Here is a 24,283-nt window from a genome sequence, read left to right on the forward strand (position 1 = left end):
AGAGATTCTGCTCGGACGCAGCGGTCCTAACGCAGCAACAGACAGCCGCGATAGCCTTCCGGCTGGTGATACGTGCGGTAGGAAGCTTTCACCCAGGCGCGGCATTGCGCGCTCGTCGGGAAGCAGACATGTTCGTCGCGCCAATCGACGATGGTGCGGCCAAACGCGTCGACATAAGGCCTTCCGCCGGAAAAATGGCCGTAATAGACCGACGGCCACGGCAGGGTTTCCGCCGTCGGGCCGCTCGGAATCCAGAAGGGCTGACCGATGGAGCAGGCGACGCCGCCCTCGGGCGCGGCCAGCGCCGGCCCGGCGGCGTAATCGGCGGCGCGGACCGGAGAAGACAAGCCCCAGGCAAGGCCAAATGACAGGCAGCATGATGCCAAGACGATTGGCGGCAATGCGGCCGGCGGCCGCCCGCTTTTGCTTCCCATGCCTCTTGCGATGCGGCCAATCATGCTAGCGATCATATGCGCCGTCCCTCCTCTTGCGTGGCTGCGGTCCAAACCACGCGACGCGCCTCAACCTTTGCCTACAAATCCGCTTCATCGCAAGCCTTGAGGCTTCCCCTCCAGGACGGAGATTGCGCCGGCGCGGTGAGAAAATTTCCCCTTCGCGAAGAAAGCCACTAGAGAAAGGCGAATAGGCTTCCAACGCTTGCCCATGCCGGTGCGCCGTGGCGCGCGCGCCTCCCCGACGTTCTGCCCTCTGGAACCGCAATGAAGTTCACGCTTTCCTGGCTCAAGGACCATATCGAAACCGACGCCCCTCTGAACGAGATCGTCGAAACGCTGACCAAGATCGGCCTCGAGGTCGAGCGCGTCGACGACCCCGCCGCCGCGCTTCAAGATTTCGTCATAGCCTCGGTGATCGAGGCGAAGCCGCATCCCAACGCCGACCGGCTGCAGGTCTGTCTCGTCGACGTCGGCGGCGACAGCCATGTGCAGGTCGTCTGCGGCGCGCCAAACGCGCGTGCCGGCCTCAAGACGGTCTTCGCGCCGCCCGGCGCCGTCATTCCGGCGAAGAAACTCACCTTGAGCAAAGGCGTCATTCGCGGCGTCGAATCGAACGGCATGTTGTGTTCGGGCGAAGAACTCGGCCTTTCCGGCGAGCATGACGGCATTATGGAGTTGGCGGAGGGCGCGCCCATCGGCCAGCATTTCGCCGCCTTCGCGGGACTGGCCGATCCCGTCATCGAAATCAACCTGTTGCCCAACCGCCCGGACGCCATGGGCGTCGAGGGGATCGCGCGCGATCTTTCCGCAGCCGGGCTTGGCCGGTTTAAGGGCCGCGCGATCACGCCGATCGAGGGCGCCTTCCCTTGTCCCGTGACGCCGCGACTCGATCTTTCACCGCAGGACGCCCATCTCGCGCCGGCCTTCGCGCTGCGCCTCGTGCGCGGCGTGCGCAATGGGGCAAGCCCGGCCTGGCTGCAAAAGCGGCTCGCGGCGATCGGGCTTCGCCCCATCAACGCGCTTGTCGACATTACGAATTATCTCAGCTTCGACCGCGCCCGTCCGCTGCATGTTTTCGACGCCAATAAGGTGCGCGGCGATCTTGCCGTCCGCCGGGCAAGGTCTGGCGAGAGCCTTGAAGCCCTCGATGGCCGAACCTATGCGCTGGACGGCGAGATGGTCGTCATCGCCGATGAGGGGGGCGTGCTGTCGCTCGCCGGGATCATGGGCGGGGCGGCGTCCGGCTGCGACGAGACGACGACCGACGTTTTCATTGAAGCGGCCTTGTGGGACCCGGTGAACATCGCCCGCACGGGCCGCAGGCTCGGCATCGTCTCCGACGCGCGCTATCGCTTCGAACGCGGGATCGATCCGGCATTCACGCTGCCCGGCCTTGATCTCGCAACGCGATTCGTGCTCGAATTTTGCGGCGGCGAGCCCTCACAATCCAGCGTCGCCGGCAAAATTCCGCAGCCCGACAAGCGCATCGTCTTTTTCCTCGGCGAAGTCGTGCGTCTCACCGGGCTGGAATTGCCGCCTTCCGAAATCGCCGGCATCCTCGAACATCTCGGCTTCGAGCTCAGCTATTCCCCCGGCAATAGCGACCGCTTCGTCGTCAAGGCGCCCTCCTGGCGGCCGGACATTGAAGGGCCGGCCGATCTCGTCGAGGAAATCGTGCGCATCGCAGGCCTCGACCGCGTCATGGCGCGCCCATTCGCGCGCGAGCGCGAGGCCGTGCAGGCCCCCGTGCTGACGCCGCTGCAAAGACGCGTCAAAACCGCAAAGCGCGCGCTCGCCGCCGCCGGGCTTGTGGAGGCGGTCACCTGGTCCTTTATCTCCCATGCGCGCGCGGAAGCCTTTGGCGGCGGCGAGCCTGCGCTCACGCTGGCGAACCCTATCGCCGCGGACCTGTCCGACATGCGGCCTAGCCTGCTGCCGGGGCTGATCGCGGCGGCGCAACGCAACGCCGACCGTGGCCACGGCGACGTCGCCCTCTTCGAAGTCGGCCAGATTTTCAAGGGCGAAGGCGAGGCGGATCAAAAGATCGCCGCCGCCGCGATCCGCCAGGGTTCGAACAAGACAAGCGGGGCGGGACGCCAGTGGTCGGCGTCAACCGCGAAGGCGGATGTTTTCGACGCCAAGGCCGATGTCCTCGCGCTCCTTTCCGCGCTCGGCGTGCCGGCGACGGCGCTGCAAATCGTGCCGGGCGGCCCGGATTGGCTGCACCCCGGCCGGTCGGCGACCCTGCAGTTCGGGCCGAAAAACAAAATCGGCGCATTTGGCGAAATTCATCCGCGCGTTCTGGAAAAAATGGGCGCGGAAGGGCCGATTACGGCCTTTGAAGTCCTGCTGAATGACATACCAGTGACAAAATCGAAGCCGACAAAGACAAAATCAAAGCTTGAACTGTCGGAATTCATGCCTTTGCAGCGCGATTTCGCCTTTGTCGTCGATCGGACCGTCCTCGCCGGCGAGATCCTTAAGGCGGCGCTGGCGAGCAACAGGACACTTGTGGCCGACGCCGAGGTGTTTGACGTCTATGAAGGCGCCGGGATAGCTGAAGGCAAGAAATCTGTCGCAATATCCGTGACTTTGCAGCCGCGCGATAAAACGCTGACCGAATCGGAAATCGAGGCGGTCGCGTCGAGGATCATCGCGGACGTGGCGCAAAAAACGGGCGCGACCTTGAGAGGATAAAGATTTGCGGATTCTTCCAGCGATAGCGTTTGCGGCGATCCTCGGGCTCGCGCTGCCCGCGATGGCGGCGCCGAGTTCGATCAGCGACTGCGAGAAGATCCAGGCGGCCGACGCCTATAATCAATGCCTCGCCCTGTTCGGCCCGGTGCCGCGGGGCCATAGCGCCTCGGCCAGGGATTTCGGCGGCGATGGGGACTCCGGCGGGGCGGCGGACGTCGTCGAGACGGCGAACCCCGAAGCCTCGGTTCCGGCGAAGGAGCGGCGCACGTCGCACGGGCGCCATTACCGCAGCCATGCGACGCGGCATTATCACCATTACGGACACTACCACGGGCGCTCGCACAGCAGCGCCTCCGAGACGCATCACAAGGGCAAGACGCTCGCCTTCAACGTGATTTCAGGTCGCGCCAAGACGCGCTGAAGCGTGCAGCCCTGCGAAGGACACAAAAAAGGGGGCCTTGCGCCCCCTCTTTTTTAGTTCCTAAAAGCGTCTCAACCCTGCGCCGGCAGTGCGCCCTTGGCCTGCTCGACGATCGCCTTGAAAGCTTCGGGCTGGGTGATGGCGAGTTCGGAAAGCACTTTGCGGTCGATCTCGATGCCGGCCTTGGCGAGACCATCGATGAAGCGGGAATAGGTGATCCCCAATTCGCGCACCGCGGCGTTGAGGCGCTGGATCCACAAAGCCCGGAAGACGCGCTTCTTGGCGCGGCGATCGCGCGTCGCATATTGCATGGAACGATCGACGGCGGCCTTGGCGGCGCGGATCGTATTCTTGCGGCGGCCATAAAAGCCCTTCGCCGCTTCGAGCGTTTTCTTGTGTTTGGCGTGCGAGGTGACGCCGCGTTTGACGCGAGCCATGATAAATCTCCGGACTGGCTAAATGAAAAACTGACAGGCGATGGGGCGGTTTTCAGCCGTTCGGCAGAAAATACTTGATGATGTTGTCGCCATCGCTCTTGAACAGAACATTGGTGCCGCGCAGATTCCGGATCTGCTTGTTCGTCCGCTTGATCATGCCATGACGCTTGCCGGATTGCGCATAAAGCACTTTGCCGGTGCCGGTGATCTTGAAGCGCTTTTTCGCGCCTGATTTCGTCTTCAGTTTGGGCATTTTGCTCGTCTCCGTCGGGGCTCAACCCCGCAATGTGTTTGATCGAGTGGGATCGCCCCACTCCCGTTCGTTTCCGAACGAGCGAACGAACCGCCACGGCAGCCCTTTGAGCCGGTCGGTTCGAAGCGGCGTTTTATAAAGAAAGCGCGGCGAAAAGCAATGGCTTTTGGCGACGCTTTGATGAATGCGTAGAGTCGGATGACTTTGAATCCGTCTCCCGTCAATCAGTTAGAGCTAGCGGACGGGCTCCAAAATCTCCTCGGCGCGGAAGAAATAATCCTCAGCGATCGCAATATCCGCCGCCACGACATTCTCGGCGACCTGCTCGGGCCGGCTCGCGCCGATGATGGCGGAGGAGACGTTTTTTTGGCGCAGCGCCCAGGCGAGCGCGAATTGAGCGAGACTGACCCCCGCCTCCTCGGCGACGCGCTTGACCTCGAGCACCGCCTCCAGCACGGGCGCCTCGAGCCACCGTTTCGGCAGCATCGAGCCCATTGTCTTGCTGGTGGCGCGTGAACGCGGCGGCGGCGGCGCCTTGGGGCTGTATTTACCCGTCAGAACCCCCTGCGCCAGAGGCGACCAGACGATCTGGGTGATGCCGAGATCCGCGCAGCGCGGAAAAATATCGGTCTGCGGATAGGGCCAGAGCAAAGAATATTGCGGCTGACTGGAGACGAAACGCGCAACGCCCTTCAGCACCGCCGCCGCTTCGATCTTGTCGAGCGGCCATTCGCTGAAGCCGATATAGCGCGCCTTGCCAAGCCGGACGACCTCGGTCAAAGCCTGCATCGTTTCTTCGAGCGGCGTGTCTTCGTCATAGCGATGGCATTGGTAAAGATCGACGTAATCGGTTTTGAGGCGAGCGAGCGAAGCGTCGATCTGTTTGAAAATCTGCCTGCGCGAGAGGCCCTCGTCGGTATCGCTCATCGCGCCAAAGACTTTGGTGGCCAACAAATAGGAGCCTCGCTCGACCCCCTGAAGCGCCTCGCCCAGTAAAGACTCCGCCGCGCCGCGCCCGTACACATTGGCGGTGTCGATGAAATTGACGCCGAGGTCGAGCGCCTTGCGGACGCAGGCGATCGCGTCCGCTTTTTCAACGCCGCCAGAATAGGTCAGCCAGGACCCGAGCGAAATCACCGATACGTTGAGATCGCTGCCGCCAAGCCGACGATATTTCATCGCAGACCTCCTCGAACGACGATAAGGCTCCGCAGGCGGCGGTTGGCTTCAAGGCGAACCGATCGGTTTTTCGCTCGCGTGGTTAGCCGGGGCGCGGCGGCGCTGCCTGAGGCCGAACCGGAAAACAGCGGCTCTCCTCAAGCTCTGCCACGAGGCCGGGACCGGCGCCGGGCCGGCCGTTCCCTGGCGCGAGAACCCTACTTCAAATGCTGCGCGAGATATTTGTTCATCTCGAACATCGTGACTTTGTCTCTGCCGAACACGGCTTTCAGCTTGTCATCGGCGAGAATCTCGCGCTTGTTCGCTTCGTTCTGCAATTTATGCTTCTTGATATATTCCCACACTTTGCTCACGACTTCGGTGCGCGGCAGGGGCGCCGAGCCGACGACCTCGGCAAGCTCCTTCGAGGGCTGCAGGGGCTTTGCGAACGCGCTCGCCGCCTTCGGTTCTTTCGCCGCCGCCTTAGGCGCGGCTTTGGCCGTCGTGGCGCTCTTCGCCGGAGCGGCTTTCTTGCTTGAACTCGTCATCCCGTCGACCTTCCATATTATTCAGCGAGGAATTTTCAGCGAGAAATCCAGCCTTGGACGCTGATTCCGACTCTTTTCTCACATGCTCGACTGACGGAACCCCAACCTTCGCGCTCCGTCAAGCGAGGAACCAAAGTTTTGTCGCCGCGGAACGGCTGGGGAGCGCTCGCGCGGCGCTTGCTCCGGCTTCCGGGGCCGAATGCAAGGGCTTTGATCTGAATGCGTTTCGCTGCGGCGCCTTGATCAAATCCAGAGTCCGCCATGTTGAATGAAATCACGCGGGATCGTTAAAACGAGGCAAAAGTCCTGGGGAAAACGAGGCGTTTTGGACCACGAAAGGGCTCCGCGACGGCGCCAACCGGCATCTTCCGAAGGATCAATCCGAAGCGCTCAGTAGGCGCATTGCTCGAAAGCCGGCTCGACGCTGCCGCCCCATTCTGTCTTGAACAGGTCGATCAGCCGTTCGGCCTCCGTCCGGCCCTCGGCGATCACATCGAGGGGATCAAGAAAATAAGCCTCATCGCGGCCCTGCTCGTCGAGACGCGCGCGCCGCTTGAGGCCCACGCGCGCCAGACTCAAAACGTCGCGCGCGACGTCGCGGAGCGGACGGCCGGCGATTTTCGCGTCGAGCCCAAGGCGCGGAGTATCCGCGCGCAGCTTCTCGCGATCATCGGCGGTCCACGGTTTGATCAGCTGATGCGCCTGATCGAGCGCCGCGGAATCATAAAAGAGGCCGGCAAAGAGCGCCGGCAGCGCGGTCAGCATCGGCCGCGGCCCGGCGTCGGCCCCGCGCATCTCGAGATAGCGCTTCAGCCGCACCTCGGGAAAAATCGTCGACAGATGATTGGCCCAGTCTGATAGCGTCGCCTGTTCGCCGGGACAGGCGGCGAGCTTGCCCGCGAGCAGATCACGAAAACTCGCCCCCGCGACGTCGATATAGGTCTCGCCTCGCTTGACGAAATACATGGGCACGTCGAGCGCGTAATCCACATAGCGCTCGAAGCCCATGCCCGGCTCGAAGGCGAAGGCCAGCGTGCCGGTGCGCGCCGCGTCTGTATGCCGCCAGATTTCGGAGCGCGCCGAGAGAAAGCCGTTCAATTTCCCTTCGGTGAAAGGCGAATTGGCGAAAAGCGCGGTGGCGACGGGTTGCAGCGCGAGCGAAACGCGAAGCTTCTGGACCATATCGGCCTCGCTCGAAAAATCGAGATTGGCCTGCACGGTCGAGGTGCGAAACATCATGTCGAGCCCGCGCTCGCCGACTTTCGGCATGTAATTCGCCATTATGGCGTAGCGCTGCTTCGGCATCGTCGGAATTTCGCTGAGCCGCCACTTCGGATTCATGCCAAGCGAGAGGAAGCCGATGCCAAAGGCCGCCGCGACGCCTTGCAGGACGGCAAAATGCCTGTCGAGCTCCGCCTCCGTCTGATGAATAGTGGCGAGCGGCGCCCCCGAAAGTTCGAATTGGCCGCCCGGTTCGAGCGAGATCGCGCCGCCGCCCCATTCGTCATAAAGGCCGATGATATGGGCGCCGTCGCAGATCGCCTCCCAGCCGAGCTTTGCGCGCATCCCTTCCAGCAAGCCGCGAACGCCGGCAAAGCTTGAGGCGGGTGGACAGTCGGTCGGCCTGCCTTCATAGGGCACAGCGGAATGGCAGGCGCGATAGAACGGGATTTTTTCGTGCTCGGTGCCGATGGCGAAGCGCTCCGGCGGCGTCGAACCGGCCTCGAACCAGGCGACGAGTTCATCGCGCGACGTGATAGGCGTGGAATCCGAAACGTCGCGTGCCATTGGCTCAACTATCCATTTGCGCCGCATAAGCGGGCCCGATCACGCCGAGGCGCCTCAGGAAGATCGTGGGAAATCGATCCTCGCCCCGGGCGTGGCAGAGCTACATAAGCGGCTCCGCGGCGCAGCGCAACGCGGCCATCGTCTCCGCGCGCGCCCTGGCGTGCGAATTGAGGCTGGCGGCGCTCCGACATCTTCTGCCGAAGCAGTCAACTCGCGGCAAAATGAGCACGAAAACAAGGGATCGCGGGCGATTTTCCTTAAATTTCACGCCCAAGGTCGATGCCTGAGCCGCAGCCGGCTTCAGGAGCGTTTTTTTCCATCGAGGATCGAATCGATCTCATTCTCGAGCCCGGATTGCTGGCCTTGCGACGGCTGATTGGGCGCCGGCGGCGCCGTGCCGGGCTGCAGCATTTTGGTCAGCGCTTCAAGCCCCGCCTGAATCGCGCTGGCGTCAAAGCCGTGCGGCAGGCCCGGGGCCGCTCCGCCCGTGGGCGGCGCATTGCCAGGCTGCTGGCCGCCAAGGAAGCTGCCGAGGATCGTTCCGAACATGCCGGCGAGGCCGCCGAGTCCCCCGGCGGTGCCGGTTCCGGCCGCGTTTGGATTGGCTTGCGGGCCGGCGCCCGCGCCTGTTTGCGTATTGGCCTGCGCCGCCGGAGCGCCGCCGAGCAGGCTGCCGAGGATCGTCGCAAGGCCGCCTTGTCCGGCGGCGTCGGCGAGCTGCCCGAAAAGACCGCCGAGGCCCTGATTGGCGAGGCCTTTGCTCAGGCCGCCCATCACCATCGAGGCGATCACCGGCAGCATCTGCTGGAGCAGCGCGGGCGAGAGACCCGCGACGCTGGCGGCATGCTGCGCGATTTCGGCGCTCGTCGCGGCGGAGCCGAACAACTGGCCCATCACCTCGACGCCTTTTTGCGTCGTCTCGCGCGTCTGCGCGGCGGCCGCGTCAGCGAAAGCGGCGATATGCTGAGTGTCGCCGAGCGCGCCAAGAATGGAGCCAAAGGCCGCCGGCTCCGCCGATCGTTTCAGGAAGGCGCTCGATATTTCGGGCATCAGCGCCTTGACGGCCGCGTCCGCCTGCTCCGGCGAGATATTGAACTGCTTCGCCAGATTATCGACGGCCTGCCCGTTCTGGGCATTCTGCAAAATCTCGTAGAGATTGAACATCGGCATCCTTTCTGCGCCCCGCGGGACGCCGGATCATCGCGCCTTGATGCTAGCCGTCCTTTGAGTCTCTGGCGAGCCTTGCTGTGACAAAATATGCCATGACGACGGCGAATACGCCAAAAAGAGTTGCGCCCGCGATGAGGCCGATGAACCCGCCCTCCGGTCCAAAACGCGCCGCCCCGATGGTGACGAAAGGAATGGTGCCGACTGTGGCGCGGCCCCAGTTGAAAAGGGTCGAGAGCACCGGAAAGCCGAGATTGTTGAAAGAGGCGTTGGCGACGAAAATGCCGCCGAGAAAGAACCACAGGCCGCCGCAGGTCAGGCAAAAGAAGTTCAACAGCTCCGCCGTCTGACCGCGCGCAGCGAAAACGCCGATGATGAGCGGCGACGCCTGGCTGAGGATCAAAGCGACGGCGACCACATAAACAGCGGCGAAGGCGAAGCTATTGGTCAGGATTTGCCGGATGCGGTCATAAAGGCGCGCGCCGAGGTTCTGGCCCATGATCGGCCCGACCGATCCCGAAAGAGCGAAGAGCACGCCGAATGCGACCGGCGTAATCCGGTCCATGATGGCGAAAGCGGCGACGACGGGCTCGCCGAAATGCGCAAAAATGCGCATCGAATAGGCGTTCGCCGCCGGCGCCGCCACATTGGTCAAAATCGCCGGGATCGCGATGCGCATCAGCGCGGGCGCGTCCGAGATTGCCGCCCCGCCCCGCGGCAGGGCGATAAGATCATGTTTGTAAACGGCTCCGATGAGTCCGACGACGACGAAGATGATGCGCGAAAAAATTGTGACAATCGCCGCGCCTTCGACGCCAAGCCCCAGGCCAAAAATAAAGATCGGGTCGAGGATCGCCGTGGCGACGGCGCCGGACAGGGTCACATACATGGCCTGGCGCGCGTCGCCGACGGCGCGCAACAGCCCGGCCAGCGCCATGCCAAGGCCAAGCCCGACGGTCGCCGGCAGGGTGAAGAGGAGATAGGTCGAAGCGACGTCGAGCGCCTCGCCGCTGGCGCCGAGCAACTCCAGAATGTCGCGACGAAACGGCAGGGCGGCGCAACTCACAAGCGCCGAGATAACAAAAACGTGAACCAGCCCCGACGCCGCGAGGCGCCGCGCCGCCGGCCGCTGTCCCGCCCCGATCGCGCGCGAGACGAGGGCGCCGATGGCGATGGCGAGGCCGATATTGATCGAAACCGAAAAGAACAGCACCTGTGTCGCAAAACCGACGGCCGCCGTGAGATCGGGGTCGCCGAGCCGCGAGACATAAAGAAGCGACAGCAGATCGACGACGAAGATCGACATCAAGCCAATGGAGGCGGCGCCCGTCATGGCGAGCACGTGCCGCATCGTCGAGCCCTCGGTGAAGATGGCGGACGGCTTTGAAGTTTCTGAACTCAGAGTCATATGCGCACTTGTTTTGTCGCCCTCGCCAACAATCCCCCGTCGAGAGCCGGGTTTGGCATTTCCATATGGATTCGCGCCGCGCAACCTTATTGCTTCAAATCGAGGGGGAGGAAAGCTCCGGCCTCGCAGACAGTCTTTGCCGCGCTCCGTTTTGTCCTTAAATCGTCAAGGACGCCATGCTAGGCAGACGCAGCGATTGGAGAATGCAGAAGACTATGAGCCTTTCTCATCAGGACGGCGGCGACGCCCACGAGCACCGCCAAGCGGCGGCGGACGCGCACTCCCACGCCGGGGCTCATTCGCATAAAGGCCATGCCCATTCTCATGCGCCGGCGAGCTTCGGGCCGCGCTTTGTCATCGGCATCGCGCTCAACATGCTCATCGTCGCGCTTGAGCTCGTTTACGGCATCATTTCGGGCTCCGTCGCGCTGATCGCCGACGCCGGGCACAATCTGTCCGACGTGCTGGGCCTTGGCGTCGCTTTCGCCGCCGCAATTTTATCCGCGCGGGCGCCTTCTCCACGCTTCAGCTATGGGCTCAAGGCAACGTCGATCCTCGCGGCCTTGTTCAACAGCGCTTTCCTTCTTCTCGTCGTCGGCGCGCTCAGCTATGAGGCGATCCGCCGCTTCTTCGAGCCAGAGCCTGTCGCCGCCAAAACGATGATGATCGTCGCGGCGATGGGCATGGTCATCAACGGGCTGACGGCGGCGCTGTTCGCCTCTGGCCGCAAGGATGACCTCAATATCCGGGGCGCTTTTTTGCACATGGCGGCGGACGCGGCGGTCTCGGCCGGCGTCATCGTCGCCGGTCTCCTGATCCTTCTGACCGGTCAGCTCTGGCTCGATCCTTTGACCAGCCTCATCATCAACGCCGTCATCATCGCCGGAACCTGGAGCCTCTTGCGCGAAAGCGTCGCCATGTCGCTTGGCGCGGCGCCGGAGCGAATCGTTCCCGCCGACGTCCGCGGCTTTCTCGTCGGCCTGCCCGGCGTCGCAGGGCTGCATGATCTGCATATCTGGTCGATGAGCACGAGCGACACGGCGCTGACCTGTCATCTGTGCATGCCCGCGGGCCATCCGGGCGATGAATTTCTGATGAAGACGGCGGAACGCCTGCATGAGCGCTATCGCATCGGCCACGTGACCTTGCAGATCGAGACCGACGAGGATACGGCCTGCGCCCTCGCGCCCGACGAGGTGGTCTAATACTTAAGGGCCGCATTGGCATTAAGATTGACGAGTTTGGTGCGTTTTAACAGCATGATTCTTTAAAATTAGTTCGACAAACAGCAACACTATTTGTCGAAGTTGACTTAACTCTAAACTAACTTCCCATACCTTTTTTTAGTCTTCGTTTCACAATTCCACACCGTAATTCCTGAAAGCGCACTCTTACTGTCTGTATGAAAATCAATATTAAAGTGCGATATCGCATTACGCAAATATCTCACGAGTTCGCGAAGATCTGTTGCTTCCCGAAATTCGCCGCTCACGCTTGGAACAGGCCATCCTTGCTCAACAAGCTCACTTAAAGGGGTCTTTGGAATAATGTCGGTGAAACGTTCATTTGGAAGAACCAGTAGCCCAAGTAACGAGTTGATAAGCTGCGTCACCTCGTAGACGCATTCCCCTTTTTCTTTAGCTTGTTGGATCACCTCCAAATTGTGACGCGTTCGATCCGCGAAATCATAAAGTAAGCTTTCATAGTCCACGATGTCGCTACCTTTGTAATTGCGGGTTACGCGGCTTGCAGAAGTTGTTCAAATCCGCGGCGCAGCCCAGATCACGATTTGCCGCATGACGTCGCCAAGCGCTGAATCCAGCGCTCTCGTCACAGTCCCGCCATCGTCTCGCGGCGCCGGCGCGCTGGCCGAAAAGACCTTGCCGCCGACGATGCGGCCGGTCGAGGAGGCCGTGAGCTGCGCCGCTATTTCGACGAAGACCTGCATGCGGCCGGTGTCGAACTCGAAGCGGCGAATGTCGGCGCGCAGGCTATAATCGGCCAGCATGCCGAGACGCGCGACGCCGATATGGGCGTTCTGAAACGTCGCGATCAGCCGCGCCTGAACGAGCGAAGGCAATTGATCCGTCCATTTCGCGCCGCTGAGATAAGCGATCTGATCCTGCCCCATGCGCACGACGATCCGGTTCGAATCGACCGGCGGCAGCGCTGTTGGCTCATAGATGGCGATTTGACCGGGCCGCTCCCGCCGCGCGGAAAAGCCGCCGTCGGCCGCGCCAAGATCATAGGTCGCGAGCGGAGCCGAGGCGCAGGCGGCGACAAAACCCGCCGACGCGCAGGCAACCGCCATCGATCCACGGCGACGGGGGCGCCCACCCCCCTCTCGTGAAAGCGCGAGGCCACCCGTCGCGGCTCCCGCCCTTCGCGGCCGAAATCGGATCAAGAATCGACGCATTGCTCCAAAGCATATTGCTTGCGCACGGGACCCAAAAAGTTCGCAACTTTTCGGGCTCATGCTCTAAAACCACGTTGCATCAAAGAGGCTTCCAAAAATCAAGCCATGTGGCGGCCAAAGCGCCGCGACGCGAACCATCATTGGCGCAAGTGGTTAACGAGCGCCTGTATATTCGGGGATCTGCTGCTTCCTGCCGAAGATGAACTGCTGCGGATTCTGCTCGATTGAACGAATCGCCTGATTGACCTGATCGAGCGTTTTGCGGCCGTCGACCGCCAAAGCCTCATATTCGCGCAGGCCCGAGCCGGTGAAGCGCGTGAGGTTCGCGCCAATATCCTTCCATCGGCTGTCGATGTCGTCGGCGAGCTTGCGGATCGATTTCGCCGTGGCGGCGACCTCCGCGAAAACGCCCTTGTTGTCGCCGGTCGCCAAAAATCCGTTAAGATTGGTCAGAACGCCGTCGACTTTGTCGGCGGCGGAGTTGAGCTTGCCCGACATGGCGGCGAAGTCCGAAATGATGGTTTTCACCTGCGCCGGATCGACCGCTTTGACGACATTGTCGGCGTCGCTGCTCAGGGCCTCCAGCTTCACCGTGAGCGGCTTGATCGCCTTGCCGACGTCCGCGATCGAGGACATGAAATCCTTGATGCCGTCGGAATTGGATGCGAGCGCATCCGAGAATTTCTGAATGTTCTTCACCGAGGCCGTGATCGAGCCCGTGTTGTCATCCAGCACCTTATTGGTCCGGTCGAGAAATTCGGTCGCCTGCCCCGCGATCTTGCGCGCGCTTTCGATCAGATCCTGGAAATCGGAACGCTCCGCCATGATCACCGGGGGGCCGCCGTCGGGGCCGGACTGAAGCTTCGGCGCCGCCTCAGTTCCGCCCGAGAGCTCGACGGATGCAACGCCCGTGAGGCCCGTCGACTCGAGCCGCGCCTTGGTGTCGGTGTGGATCGGCACGCGTCCGTCCACCTCCACGATGGCGTAAACATGGCTCGGATCGTTCGGCATGAAATCGACATTCGTCACGTCGCCGACCCGGACGCCGTTGAACAGAACCGGCGCGCCGCGCAAAAGCCCCGAAACCGATCCGGCGAATACGATCTTGTAGGCCCGCTCGGCGCCCGGCTTGTCGCCGCCCGAAACCCAGAGGACGAAGCCAAAGGCGGACGCGATCACAGCCAGGGTGAAAACGCCGATCAAGGCATAATTCGCGCGGGTTTCCATCTATCGGCTCATCCTGTTCACGCTTTCAGGCATGACGATTCCGAAAGGACATCATCATGCTCCTTATCTCTTTGTTTCAACGCATGATCTAATCCAAAACGTCGGCGACTTTTCGGGGATCACGCTTTAGAGGCCGGCGCCGTTGGCCCCCCGCTTGATCACGGAAGGGTCGAACTGGCGCGCCCTTTTGCCGTGGAAATAGGCCTGCAGCCACGGATGGTCGGAGGCGAGCATGGTTTCGATCGGCCCGGTCGCGATCACTTTCTCGTCAGCCAGCGCGGCGATCCGGTCGCAGATGGAATAAAGACTATCGAGATCATGCGTCACCATGAAGACCGTGAGGCCGAGGGTCTTCTGCAATGTCGAAATCAGATCGTCGAATTCGGCGGCGCCAATCGGATCCAGTCCCGAAGTCGGCTCATCAAGAAATAAAAGTTCGGGATCAAGCGCCAAAGCCCGCGCCAGCGCCGCCCGCTTGATCATGCCGCCAGACAATTCAGACGGAAATTTGTCCGCCGCGTCAAGACTCAGCCCGACCAGCTCGATCTTGAGCATGGCGAGTTCGTCGGCAAGCCGCGGCGAGAGCTTCAGATGTTCGCGCATCGGCACCTGCACGTTCTGCTTCACGGTCAGGCCGGAAAACAGCGCGCCGCCCTGAAACATGACGCCGATGCGCCGTTCGAGCGCGTCATATTCGGCGCGCGAGACGTGATCGATGTCTGAGCCGAACAATTCGATGCGGCCGGCGCGCTTTGGGGTCAGCCCCAGAATGGCGCGGGTCAAAACCGATTTGCCTGTCCCGGAGCCGCCAACGAAGCCAAGCACTTCGCCGCGGCGGACGTCAAGGTCGAGACCATTGAGGACGAGATTGTCGCCAAAGCCGACAATGAGGTCGCGGACGCTGATCGCAATCTCGGGGGCCGCGCCGCGCGTAACCCGCGCCGAGCCGCGCCGCAACAGCGTGAAAGGCTTTTTCACAGGCGAAGGCAGATTTTTTTGCATCCGCGCCGCCTAGAACCGGACGGCGGCGAAGAAGACAGCGAAGATGCCGTCGACCACGATGACCATGAAAATCGACTTGACGACCGAGGCGGTCACCTGGCGTCCGAGGGATTCGGCGGAGCCCTCGACGGCGAGGCCTTCGACGCAGGCGATGAGGCCGATGACGAGGCCCATGAAAGGCGCCTTGATGATGCCGCTGAGGAAGGTATGCACGGCGATCGCCGCCGGCAGCAGCGCGATGAAACTTTTCGGCGTGATGCCGCCATAGACCCAGCTTACGAGAATGCCGCCGGCGACGGCCGACATATCGGCGAGAAACGTCAGCAGCGGCAGGCTGATGATGAGCGCGAGGATGCGCGGCACGATCAGCACTTCGATCGGCCTCAGGCCCATCACGACGAGAGCGTCGATCTCCTCGCGCATCTTCATGGAGCCGAGTTCCGCCGTGATCGCGGACCCCGACCGGCCGGCGATCATGATCGACGTCAAAAGGACGCCAAGTTCGCGCAGGATCAGGATGCCGATGAGATCGACGACCAGAATCGTCGCGCCGAAGCGCCGCAGCTGGAAGATGCCCTGCTGGGCGACGATCGCGCCGACAAGGAAATTGATGAGGACGACGATTGGAACGCCGCGAAAAGCGATCGTCTCGAGGTGAGAGACGACGGACGTCGCGCGGAAATGAGCCGGATTGAACAGGCTCTTGCCCATCGCGGCGACGACCTCGCCGAGAAATTCGACGCCGTTGAAGAGATCACGGCCGGCGATGACGACGCTCTCGCCGACGTCGGCGAAGATCGTCATTAGATAGGAGCCCTTGCGGCGCGGGGGCGCGTCGAAAGTCCGGAAATGGGCTTCTTTCAGCAAAATGCCGAATTCCGGGCTGATCGACTGGAATTCCGCGTCGACGCCCTTCGCGCTCAGTTCCTGACGCGTCTTGTCGATCAGCCACGCTCCCGCGGTGTCGAGACGCTGCACGCCCGCAAGGTCGATGATCGCCCGCCGGGCGGCGCCGGCCTCGCTCACAAGGGCGCCGGCGCCCTTTTCGATTCCGGTGCAAGCGTCGAGCGTCCAGTGTCCGGCGAGGCGAAGCCGCACGGCGTCGCCCGACCGCTCGCTCGAAAATGTCGGACCTTCTGCAACATCCATCATTCAGTCCCGCCGCACGCGCGCTCGTCGCGCCAGATCTCGCGTGGAATGCTCGCTGCGCGCCGGCCGCGGCGAAGTCGAGGCGAACGCCTTAGCACTTTTGTGCGGCAGCCCGCGAGGTTCTTGCAATTTCCCGCCGGTCTCCATTCTGTGGCGACAATGTCACAGGCAGGCACAAATCGCCCCCGAGGGATCGGCGCAGCCGGTCCAAACCGCGGAAGCTGCCCCGCGCGCGTTTGCCCGGCTTTGCGAAACCCGCGCCATGGGTCATAGAGTAAATATCGATATAAAACCTTAAAGGGCGAAAGTGCCTCTTTTGCAAGCGAGCCGTTTGACCCATCCGCGCCGGGGCGATGCCGCGCGAATGGTGTTTCGCGGCCTGCCCGGAGGCTTTCAGCGCGCCGCCGCCCGCTTTCTCGCGCTCGCGGCCCTTCTGGCTGTGGTGCTCGCCCCACTCAACCTTTGCTGTTCAGCGGAGCGTTTCGCCGCGCAGAGCCTCAGCCTCGAAGCGGCGCTTGGGCCTCCGGCTCATGTGGCTCTTTGCGCGCATGCCAGCGCGAAGGACGAGGGTCCTGGCGATCAGGCGCCGGGCCATAGCCATCATGACGATTGTCCCTGTTGCCAATTCCTCGATGGCGCGGCGCTCGAGCCATCGCGCGAGATAACGCTCGCCGCCTATCCGGCGCGCGTGATCGAAACACTCTTCGCCTCAACAAATGCGCCGGCGCTCTCGGCGCCGCGCGCGCTGGCGGGACGGCCCCGCGCGCCTCCTCATCTGATCTGACGAGCATTTCGCCCGGCGCTGTCCCGCTTCCGGGAGACGCCCGCTGTTCTTCTTTTTAGATCGAGAAAAATCCATGTCTCACAAGGCTTGCCTGGCCTTCATGCGCGCGCTCGGCGCCGCGGCCATTTTCACCAGCTTCAGTCCCGCCTGCGTCAGTCCCGCGCTCGCGCATACCATCGTCGGCAACCGGGTGTTTCCGGCAACGCTCACCATCGACGATCCCGGCGTCAACGATGAACTGGCGCTGCCGACCTTCGGCTATATGGCCGCCGCGAATTACGACGGAACGGCAGGACCGATTTCGTACACGCTCGGCTGGGAATACTCGAAAACGATCACGGCGGACCTTGCCGTCTACATCGGCTCCGGCGGCTATACGTGGCAGAAAAACCCCAGCGCCGGAGGATGGGCGAACTTCGAGACCCAAGTCAAATATGTTTTCTACCAGAACCCCGAGCATGAGTTCATCATCGCGGGGGCGGCCAATGTCGAATGGGGACACACGGGGAGCGGCCAGAATTCATCGCTTCCCTCCGATCCCTACACGACGATCACGCCTAAAATTTACGTCGGCAAGGGCTTCGGCGACGCTCCGGTCGACTGGCTGCGTCCATTCGCGATCACCGGCGAAATGGACTACAATATTCCGACCCATCCGGTCAGCGCGTTTCTGACGCAGGACGCCTATGGCAATAACATCATTGGCCTCGACCAGACGCCGAGCGTCCTGACCTATGGCGCAACGCTGCAATACAGCCTGCTCTACGCGAACTCTTTCGTTTACGAAGTCTCGGATCTTTTCAAACGCCTGATCCCGGCGTTTGAGGGCGTCTTCAGTTCGCCGGTGTCAAACGTTGGTCCTTCCGCGCCAGGAAACTGGACGCATGCGACGACCGGAGTGGTCGGCCCTTCCATTTATTATATCGGCCAATCTTTCGAGATCGGGGTCATGGCTCAGCTTCCGATCAACCGGGCCAGCGGCAAGCATGTGGGGGCGGTCGCCGTGCTCGACTTCTTTCTCGATGACATCCTGCCGGATTCGCTCGGCAAACCGTTGTTCGGCCCGCCTCAGCCCCGCATCGCCAACCTTCATTGAATCATGATCCGATTTCGCAAGAGGCCGGACGTCACTTCTTTAATTTTATCACAGTCATTCAGGCAAACCGGCGCACGCTTCGCTTGAATGACGTTTAGACGAGGACGCCATGCAACGTTTTCTGACGATCAGTCTCGCCGCTTTCTTCGCCTGCGGCCTTGCCGCGCCGCATGCGTTCGCGCATGCTTTCCTCGATCGAGCGGTTCCAGCCGTCGGCTCCACCGTTTCGGCCTCGCCGGCCGAAGTGAGGCTCGCCTTTTCCGAGGCGCTCGCGCCGGCCTTCGCCAGCGTGCAGATTGCGACGGCGCAGGGAGCCCCCGTGGCGGCGGGCAAGGCGACGCCTGACCCCGCCGACCCGAGCGTCCTTCACGTGCGGCTCAACCAGCCGCTCAAGCCAGGCGTATATAAAGTCACCTGGCATGTGGTTTCGGTCGACACCCATCGCACCGATGGCTCCTATGCCTTTACCATCGCCCCTTAAGCAAGACGCGCCGCAACTTGCGCCGGGAATTGAGACGCAATGACGATTTTCCAGTTCCTCGTCATCGCGCGCTGGGTTCAGTTCGTCTCGGTCTCGGCGCTGTTCGGCTCGGCGCTGTTCTGGCTTTACGCTGGCGGCGGCGCGGCGCCGGGGCCGGTTCGCCTGCCCGGAGCTTTCGCGGCGACGCTTCGTCTGCTTCGCCTCGCCGCGCTGGCGGCGGCGCTCTCGGGGCTCGCCTGGCTTGCCGGGATCGTCGTCAATATGACCAGTTCGTCGCCGGCGCCCGAATGGGCCAGCCTCCGGGATTTTGAGGTCTGGCGGCTGTTTTTCTTCGAGACGAATTTCGGCGCGGTTTCGGGTCTGCGCCTCGTGCTGCTCGCCGCGGCGCTTGGCGTCGTCACCCTGCGCCGGCCGCAACGCGGCTTCCTCGCCGCCCTCGCCGCCATCGGCGCGGCTCTTCTCGTCAGCCAGGCGTGGCTCGGCCATGCCGCGCAGGGGGACAACGGCCTTCGCGGCGACGCTATGATCGTCGCTTATAGCGCGCATGTGCTTGCCGCCGGCGCCTGGGTCGGCGGCCTTGCGCCGCTGCTTTTCGCCCTCGCCGAGGAGCGCGGAGAAGATCCAGGCAGCGGAAGCTTGAAGATTCTCGACCGCTTTTCGACGATGGGCTTCCTCGCCGTCGTGCTGATCGTTCTCGCCGGACTGGCAAATCTTTGTTTTCGCGTCGGCGCGTCATTTGGCAGGCTGCTCGACACGCCCTATGGCGAAACCCTGTTCGCCAAGCTGGCGCTCGTCGCCTTGATGCTCGCTCTTGCGGCGTTCAATCGCTTTGTCGGCGCGGCGAGATTGCGCCGAGCCTCCTCTCAAAGCCCTTCGGAGGCGGCGCGGCTGCGCACAAGCGTCGGCGCCGAACTCGCTCTCGGCATTGCTGTGCTCGGAGCCGCCGCCGCGCTTGGCGTCACGCCGCCGCCGCAATGACGAGAACTCGCGCCCGCCCTCGCTGAAGGGCCTTCAAATCGCCTTCGAAGGCGGCGCCGGCGCCGGCGGCTCCCCGCTTTGCTTCGGCAGAAGCTCCAGAACCCGCGCGATCGGATCGCTCGAGATGGCGAGCGGCGGCTGGAACGGCCCTTCATTGGCGGCGATCAAGACGATGATCAGGACGAGGCTCGAGGTGAAAATGACCATTGCGGCAAGGTGCGGGCGCGGCCGATCGAGGTGCAGCATGGCGATGCTGATCTGTCCCGTAAGCGCGAGGATCAGAACGCAGGCCCATTTGATGCTCTCCGAATAAGGAGCGCTGAGCACGAGACGATCGGCGCGGGCGGCCTGAACTTTGAGCGCCATGTCGAGTAGCAACGCATCGAATTTCGCGCTCGCGTCGCCGGAATTGTGCTGCGTCGCGGCGACCGTCCGAAGCAGGCCTCCCAGCGCATCTTCGGCCTCTGGGGCGCCCATGCCGCTCGCCGCCATGCTCGGCCACTCCTTTCCAGTGACGGCCATCACATAAACACGGATGGCCTGGCGAATGCCGTCTGCCGGCAAGCCGCTGGCCGAGGCGAGCGCGTTGAGCATGGTGAGACTGGCGCTCTCCGTCTCAACAGCCGCCGACGCGCGCCGGTTGCGGTCCCAGATATCGCTGGCGACAAAACCGATCTGAATGCCGAAGATCACCATGATGGCGCTGAACAGCTCGGCGATCGCGCCATTGAATGAAAGCATCCATCTGCGCGTTAAGCGGCCAAAACTCAGCCAGAAGAGAAAAGCCGCCGTAGCGGTGTAAAATCCGGCCACGGCGAAAACCATGTAAGGCAGAGATAGGGTGAGCCAGGCGTCGATCATGAGGGCGCTTTGCTGGAGAGGGGCTTGCCGGGACGAACAGTGCGGGCGCCGGCGGATTTTGGCAATGAGCCGCGACGGCTTGAGGCCGGCCGCGTTGGCCGGTTGCTTCGCCCGCCCGATTCTGCGATCAGGCGGCCATGCGAAAACTCAGCGTTGCGGTCGAGCGTTTTCCCATCGCGGGGAAATTCGTCATTTCCCGGGGGCAAAAGACCGAGGCGGCGGTCGTCCTCGCCGTGCTCGAAGACGCCGGGGCGAGAGGGCGCGGCGAGTGCACGCCCTACGCGCGCTACGGCGAAACCGTCGCATCCGTTCTTTCGCAGATCGAATCTGTCCGGGCGGCGATCGAGGCCGGCGCGGACCGCGATGAGCTGCAGGCGCTTCTGCCCGCGGGCGCGGCGCGCAACGCGCTCGACTGCGCGCTGTGGGATCTCGCCGCGAAGCAGAGCGGCCGGCCGGCCTATGCGCTGGCCGGCCTGCCGGAGCCGGTCACGGTGACGACGGCCTTCACCATTTCAGTCGGAACCCCTGACGAAATGGCGGCGGCGGCGGAAAGGGCGAGCGCGCGGCCGCTGTTGAAGATCAAGCTCGCGGGCGAGGGCGATCCAGCGCGGATCGCGGCCGTCCGCGCCGCCGCGCCCAAAGCGGTGCTGATCGTTGACGCCAACGAGGCGTGGACGGACTCCGATCTTCCGGGCTACCTCGCGGCCTGCGCCAGGGCCGGTGTCGCGCTGGTCGAGCAGCCGCTGCCCGCCGGGCGCGACGCCGCGCTTGGCAGGATCGAGCGCATTATTCCTGTTTGCGCCGATGAAAGCGCCCATGCGCGGCACGGACTCCTGGACCTTCGCGAGCGCTATGACGCCGTCAATATCAAGCTCGACAAGACAGGCGGCCTGACCGAGATGCTGGCCATGACGGCGCAGGCGGAAGCGATCGGCTTTGGCGTCTTCATCGGCTGCATGGTCGCGACGTCGCTCGCCATGGCGCCCGCGCTGCTTGTCGCCGGCCGCGCCCTCTTCGTCGATCTTGATGGCCCCCTGCTGCTGGCGCGAGACCGGCCGGACGGCCTCGTCTACGAGGGCTCGCTTATTCGCCCCGCGCCGCCCGCGCTCTGGGGCTGATGTTATTAAGCAGAGCAAAGTATTACGCTGACACAACGGGCATGCTGTGCCTGATATATTGCATTCTTTATATTGTTTGCTATCGAGGCAAACATGAATTGTGGAAAATTTATTTCTTAAATAGGCTCCACAAATTATTATCTGTGATATAAACTAATAATCGTCAATTTAGTTCCGCAGATATCCCCCCCCCCGCAAAAGTTGAAATCATCAATTCAACAGCCAAGTTGACGCTCCGCGTTATTTTGGAGAATACTCATGATTGACAGATTATCTATTGCAAGTTGCATTTCACACGAAAATCGCGTAAAATTCTTTAGGCCAGTTGCGCGCGCGTCTTATGCCGCCTGCTGCTGGGCGTTGAGCGCCGCCGCCGCGCTGGCCGCTCCCGTGATCATCAACCAGCCGTTCTCGGCGCGGCCCGGAGACGTGATCAGTCTGCAAGGGAGCGGATTTGGCGCCGCGCCGCAGGTCTACATGAAGCCCTTGAAACAGTTGATCCCCACCCTGCTGGCGACGAAGACGGCCGACGATGGAACCGTTGTCGTACAGGCGCCGAAAGCTGCGTTGTTCGATGTCTATGAGGTCTGGATCACCAATGGCGCGACAGCGAGCAACCATGTCTTTTTGAACGCGCCGAAGCCGATGCATTTCGACAATGCCGAGATCGCCACGGGGGCGCATTTCCGGATCTTTGGGCGCAATCTCTACGTCAACAATATTCCGCCGACGGTCACACTGGTTGACGTGGCGACCAAAGCGCCGGCGATCGCCACGGTCACAACCTCAACCAGCAGCGCTTACAGCCTCGACGTGACGCCCTCCCTCGGAGTCATTCCCGGCCATAGTTACCAGGTCAATGTGTCGAACGGCTATGCGTCGACGCTCAGCGCCGCCTCCATCGTCGCGCATGCCTCCGGCACGGATCATTTCCTCATCGGGCAACCCTGGGCCTATGATTTCGTCTACCAGGACGGGCCAGGCTACCAGGCAGGCGTAAAGGGCACGAACCAGGCGGATCATCACGTCTTCAACATCAGGACGGATCCGAGCCTCGCAATCCTCGCCAAGGGCGACGGCGTGACCAATGACGGCGCGGCGATTCAGGGGGCGATCAATACGGCGGCCGCCCATCGGGGCGTCGTCTACCTCCCGGCCGGGACGTACAATATCGGATCGGTCAGGGTCGACCTTAAGCCTGGCGTCGTGCTGCAGGGTGAAAGCGCCTCGAACACGAAAATCATTTTCGGGCCCGCCGCGCCGGCCGGATTCATCGTCGATACAGGCGGCATGTCGGGATTTGCTGATCTGACGATCCAGAATGTCGATCTTTCCAGCAAGCCCATCACGAACATCGGCACGTGGGGCCAGCCGATCAGCAAGTTCTTCATTCAACGCGTCAACTGGAACCTTGGCTCCGGCGCGCCGATCTTTCTCAGGGGCGATCGCATTGCAATCCTGAACTCCACCTTTACGCAGGCGATCAATTATCAAACCGGGAGCGTCGCCCAGAAAACCGGCGGCCTTGGACCTTTGTATTTCTCACAGCTGAGCAATCTTCAGTTCAAAAACAACGCAGTTAAATGGGCGACCAACCAGAATTCGATGAGTGATCTCGTCAACGCCATCATCGAAAACAACCATTTCACGCGCAGCGCCTCGGACACCATCGTCGCCGGCCCGGCGCAAGCTTCGTGGACATTCCCCTTCACCAATCAGCCGGTCGTCGCGGGGCAGACGGTTGCGCGGGTCGACGGACGCCAGCTGTCGATCAACTTCGGCAAGAACGTCGTGGTGCAAAACAATCTCTTCGACGTGTCGGACGGCGTTCTCATCGTCAATCACAATGACGGCGAAACCATCCTCAATGAGGCGGGCGGACAAGACATGCGGGAGGACTGGGGAACCGTCACCACGGCCAACAACATCAGCGTCACCGACAACTCGAAATGCTCCGGCGCCTGCGCCTGGCTGGTTCATCCGAATTCAATGCTGATCATCGTCAGCGGCGCCGGCGCCGGCCAATGGCGGCACATCACCGCGCACGCCGGCAACACATTCACGGTCGATGCGCCCTTTAACGTCGCTCCGGCGGCCGGCGACCGCTTCTCTATCGCCGTCCCGGCTTACGAGAACGCGATTATCAGCAATAATACGGCGACGGGGAATCCCGTCGGCATCGCAATGTATCACGGCGCCTATCTCAATGTCGCCGTCACCGGCAACCAGCTGACCAACAATGGCGGCATTTATCTGATGGCGGAGCAACAGCTCTCGTCAACGCGCTCGGAACCCGGCCTCGACGCCACCAGAAATATGGAGATAAACGGCAATACCCTGACGAATACGACCGGCGCCTGGCCCTCCTATATCGCGCTCGGCTATCTCATGATCAATCCAAGTTCCTTCTGGGGCAGGAACGTGATGGGCGCCGAAATAAGGAACAACAGCATCGCGGCGCACACCGGCACTCCCTATTATTTTTTCGCCGAAGGCTATCAAGCCTTCTCATTCTATCAGGCCTATCCGGCGGCCTATATCGAACAACAGGGCGGAGCATTCTTCGGGACGGTGTTCCAGGGCAATAGCTGCGCGAATTGCACGGTGAACTACAGTCTTGGAACCGGCGCAACCGACACGACCATCTGGAACGCGGCGACCTCAAACAGCCCCGGCGTCACATCGACTTTTCTAAAAGACACCCCCATGCTCGGCTCCGGGGCCGCTGCGTCGATCAGAACGCTGGTCGGCCACGATTGAGTCTCAACCGACCGCCGCGGCCCCGCGCCATGCGGGTCCGCGACGCTGGTGAAGCGGGAGGCAAGCCAGACCTCCCTCC

Annotated in this window: 23 protein-coding genes; 9 read left to right on the forward strand and 14 right to left on the reverse strand. The window is 62.4% G+C overall.

Annotation, left to right across the window (positions count from 1 at the left end):
- Positions 1-26: 26 nt before the first annotated feature.
- A complete protein-coding gene (locus SIN04_RS14345) occupies positions 27-470 on the reverse strand; it encodes a hypothetical protein (protein ID WP_341264002.1) in 444 nt (147 codons plus the stop codon).
- Positions 471-719: 249 nt separating this feature from the next.
- Here SIN04_RS14345 and pheT point away from each other — a divergent pair, with 249 nt between their 5' ends.
- Positions 720-3,152: a phenylalanine--tRNA ligase subunit beta gene (gene pheT / locus SIN04_RS14350; RefSeq protein WP_134490244.1), complete on the forward strand. Its 2,433-nt coding sequence runs from the start codon at positions 720-722 to the stop codon at positions 3,150-3,152.
- A 4-nt stretch (positions 3,153-3,156) separates the two neighbouring features.
- Positions 3,157-3,573 (forward strand): hypothetical protein, encoded by a 417-nt coding sequence (locus tag SIN04_RS14355; RefSeq protein ID WP_341264003.1) that lies wholly within the window; start codon positions 3,157-3,159, stop codon positions 3,571-3,573.
- 71 nt (positions 3,574-3,644) lie between these two features.
- On the opposite strand, the gene rplT is transcribed toward SIN04_RS14355, so the two are convergent.
- The 7 genes from rplT to SIN04_RS14390 all read right to left on the reverse strand — a co-directional run bounded on the left by rplT (position 3,645) and on the right by SIN04_RS14390 (position 10,332).
- On the reverse strand, positions 3,645-4,010 hold the full coding sequence (gene rplT, locus SIN04_RS14360; RefSeq protein WP_341264004.1) for a 50S ribosomal protein L20: 366 nt from the start codon (positions 4,008-4,010) through the stop codon (positions 3,645-3,647).
- Between the two features lie 52 nt (positions 4,011-4,062).
- Positions 4,063-4,263, reverse strand: a complete 201-nt coding sequence (gene rpmI / locus SIN04_RS14365) for a 50S ribosomal protein L35 (protein WP_134490246.1) — start codon at positions 4,261-4,263, stop codon at positions 4,063-4,065.
- A gap of 234 nt (positions 4,264-4,497) precedes the next feature.
- Positions 4,498-5,442, reverse strand: coding sequence for an aldo/keto reductase family protein (locus SIN04_RS14370; protein ID WP_134490248.1), 945 nt, complete (start codon positions 5,440-5,442; stop codon positions 4,498-4,500).
- Positions 5,443-5,639: 197 nt separating this feature from the next.
- Positions 5,640-5,969: an SWIB/MDM2 domain-containing protein gene (locus tag SIN04_RS14375; RefSeq protein ID WP_134490250.1), complete on the reverse strand. Its 330-nt coding sequence runs from the start codon at positions 5,967-5,969 to the stop codon at positions 5,640-5,642.
- Between the two features lie 390 nt (positions 5,970-6,359).
- Positions 6,360-7,757: a glutamate--cysteine ligase gene (locus SIN04_RS14380; RefSeq protein ID WP_134490252.1), complete on the reverse strand. Its 1,398-nt coding sequence runs from the start codon at positions 7,755-7,757 to the stop codon at positions 6,360-6,362.
- A 300-nt stretch (positions 7,758-8,057) separates the two neighbouring features.
- A complete protein-coding gene (locus SIN04_RS14385; protein ID WP_166795944.1) occupies positions 8,058-8,921 on the reverse strand; it encodes a DUF937 domain-containing protein in 864 nt (287 codons plus the stop codon).
- A 49-nt stretch (positions 8,922-8,970) separates the two neighbouring features.
- Entirely contained in the window at positions 8,971-10,332 is a 1,362-nt protein-coding gene (locus SIN04_RS14390; protein ID WP_341264005.1) for an MATE family efflux transporter, read from the reverse strand.
- Positions 10,333-10,547: 215 nt separating this feature from the next.
- Here SIN04_RS14390 and SIN04_RS14395 point away from each other — a divergent pair, with 215 nt between their 5' ends.
- Complete coding sequence (locus SIN04_RS14395) at positions 10,548-11,537, forward strand: cation diffusion facilitator family transporter (protein ID WP_134490256.1); 990 nt, start codon at positions 10,548-10,550, stop codon at positions 11,535-11,537.
- A 113-nt stretch (positions 11,538-11,650) separates the two neighbouring features.
- Here SIN04_RS14395 and SIN04_RS14400 read toward each other — a convergent pair whose 3' ends face one another.
- The 5 genes from SIN04_RS14400 to SIN04_RS14420 form a co-directional block, all read right to left on the reverse strand.
- Entirely contained in the window at positions 11,651-12,043 is a 393-nt protein-coding gene (locus SIN04_RS14400; protein ID WP_134490258.1) for a HEPN family nuclease, read from the reverse strand.
- A 48-nt stretch (positions 12,044-12,091) separates the two neighbouring features.
- Positions 12,092-12,643: an ABC-type transport auxiliary lipoprotein family protein gene (locus tag SIN04_RS14405; protein WP_134490260.1), complete on the reverse strand. Its 552-nt coding sequence runs from the start codon at positions 12,641-12,643 to the stop codon at positions 12,092-12,094.
- Positions 12,644-12,901: 258 nt separating this feature from the next.
- Positions 12,902-13,975: an MlaD family protein gene (locus SIN04_RS14410; protein ID WP_134490262.1), complete on the reverse strand. Its 1,074-nt coding sequence runs from the start codon at positions 13,973-13,975 to the stop codon at positions 12,902-12,904.
- A gap of 126 nt (positions 13,976-14,101) precedes the next feature.
- Positions 14,102-14,977, reverse strand: coding sequence for an ABC transporter ATP-binding protein (locus tag SIN04_RS14415; protein WP_134490264.1), 876 nt, complete (start codon positions 14,975-14,977; stop codon positions 14,102-14,104).
- Positions 14,978-14,986: 9 nt separating this feature from the next.
- Complete coding sequence (locus SIN04_RS14420; protein WP_134492548.1) at positions 14,987-16,126, reverse strand: ABC transporter permease; 1,140 nt, start codon at positions 16,124-16,126, stop codon at positions 14,987-14,989.
- 307 nt (positions 16,127-16,433) lie between these two features.
- Here SIN04_RS14420 and SIN04_RS14425 point away from each other — a divergent pair, with 307 nt between their 5' ends.
- From SIN04_RS14425 to copD, 4 genes are all read left to right on the forward strand, one after another.
- A complete protein-coding gene (locus tag SIN04_RS14425; RefSeq protein WP_134490266.1) occupies positions 16,434-16,910 on the forward strand; it encodes a DUF2946 family protein in 477 nt (158 codons plus the stop codon).
- A 73-nt stretch (positions 16,911-16,983) separates the two neighbouring features.
- Positions 16,984-18,006 (forward strand): hypothetical protein, encoded by a 1,023-nt coding sequence (locus SIN04_RS14430; protein WP_134490268.1) that lies wholly within the window; start codon positions 16,984-16,986, stop codon positions 18,004-18,006.
- A gap of 109 nt (positions 18,007-18,115) precedes the next feature.
- Complete coding sequence (copC, locus tag SIN04_RS14435) at positions 18,116-18,487, forward strand: copper homeostasis periplasmic binding protein CopC (RefSeq protein ID WP_134490270.1); 372 nt, start codon at positions 18,116-18,118, stop codon at positions 18,485-18,487.
- A gap of 39 nt (positions 18,488-18,526) precedes the next feature.
- The gene (gene copD / locus SIN04_RS14440; RefSeq protein ID WP_134490272.1) at positions 18,527-19,465 is read left to right on the forward strand and encodes a copper homeostasis membrane protein CopD; all 939 of its coding nucleotides are present in this window, start codon (positions 18,527-18,529) and stop codon (positions 19,463-19,465) included.
- A 33-nt stretch (positions 19,466-19,498) separates the two neighbouring features.
- Here copD and SIN04_RS14445 read toward each other — a convergent pair whose 3' ends face one another.
- On the reverse strand, positions 19,499-20,326 hold the full coding sequence (locus SIN04_RS14445) for a DUF4239 domain-containing protein (RefSeq protein ID WP_134490274.1): 828 nt from the start codon (positions 20,324-20,326) through the stop codon (positions 19,499-19,501).
- Positions 20,327-20,463: 137 nt separating this feature from the next.
- On the opposite strand from SIN04_RS14445, the gene dgcA reads away from it, so the two are divergent.
- Positions 20,464-21,444: an N-acetyl-D-Glu racemase DgcA gene (gene dgcA, locus SIN04_RS14450; protein ID WP_341264006.1), complete on the forward strand. Its 981-nt coding sequence runs from the start codon at positions 20,464-20,466 to the stop codon at positions 21,442-21,444.
- A gap of 360 nt (positions 21,445-21,804) precedes the next feature.
- Positions 21,805-24,204, forward strand: coding sequence for a glycosyl hydrolase family 28-related protein (locus SIN04_RS14455; protein ID WP_166795945.1), 2,400 nt, complete (start codon positions 21,805-21,807; stop codon positions 24,202-24,204).
- Positions 24,205-24,283 lie beyond the last annotated feature (79 nt).

It is taken from the genome of Methylocella tundrae (assembly GCF_038024855.1).
GTDB classification, from domain to species: domain Bacteria; phylum Pseudomonadota; class Alphaproteobacteria; order Rhizobiales; family Beijerinckiaceae; genus Methylocapsa; species Methylocapsa tundrae.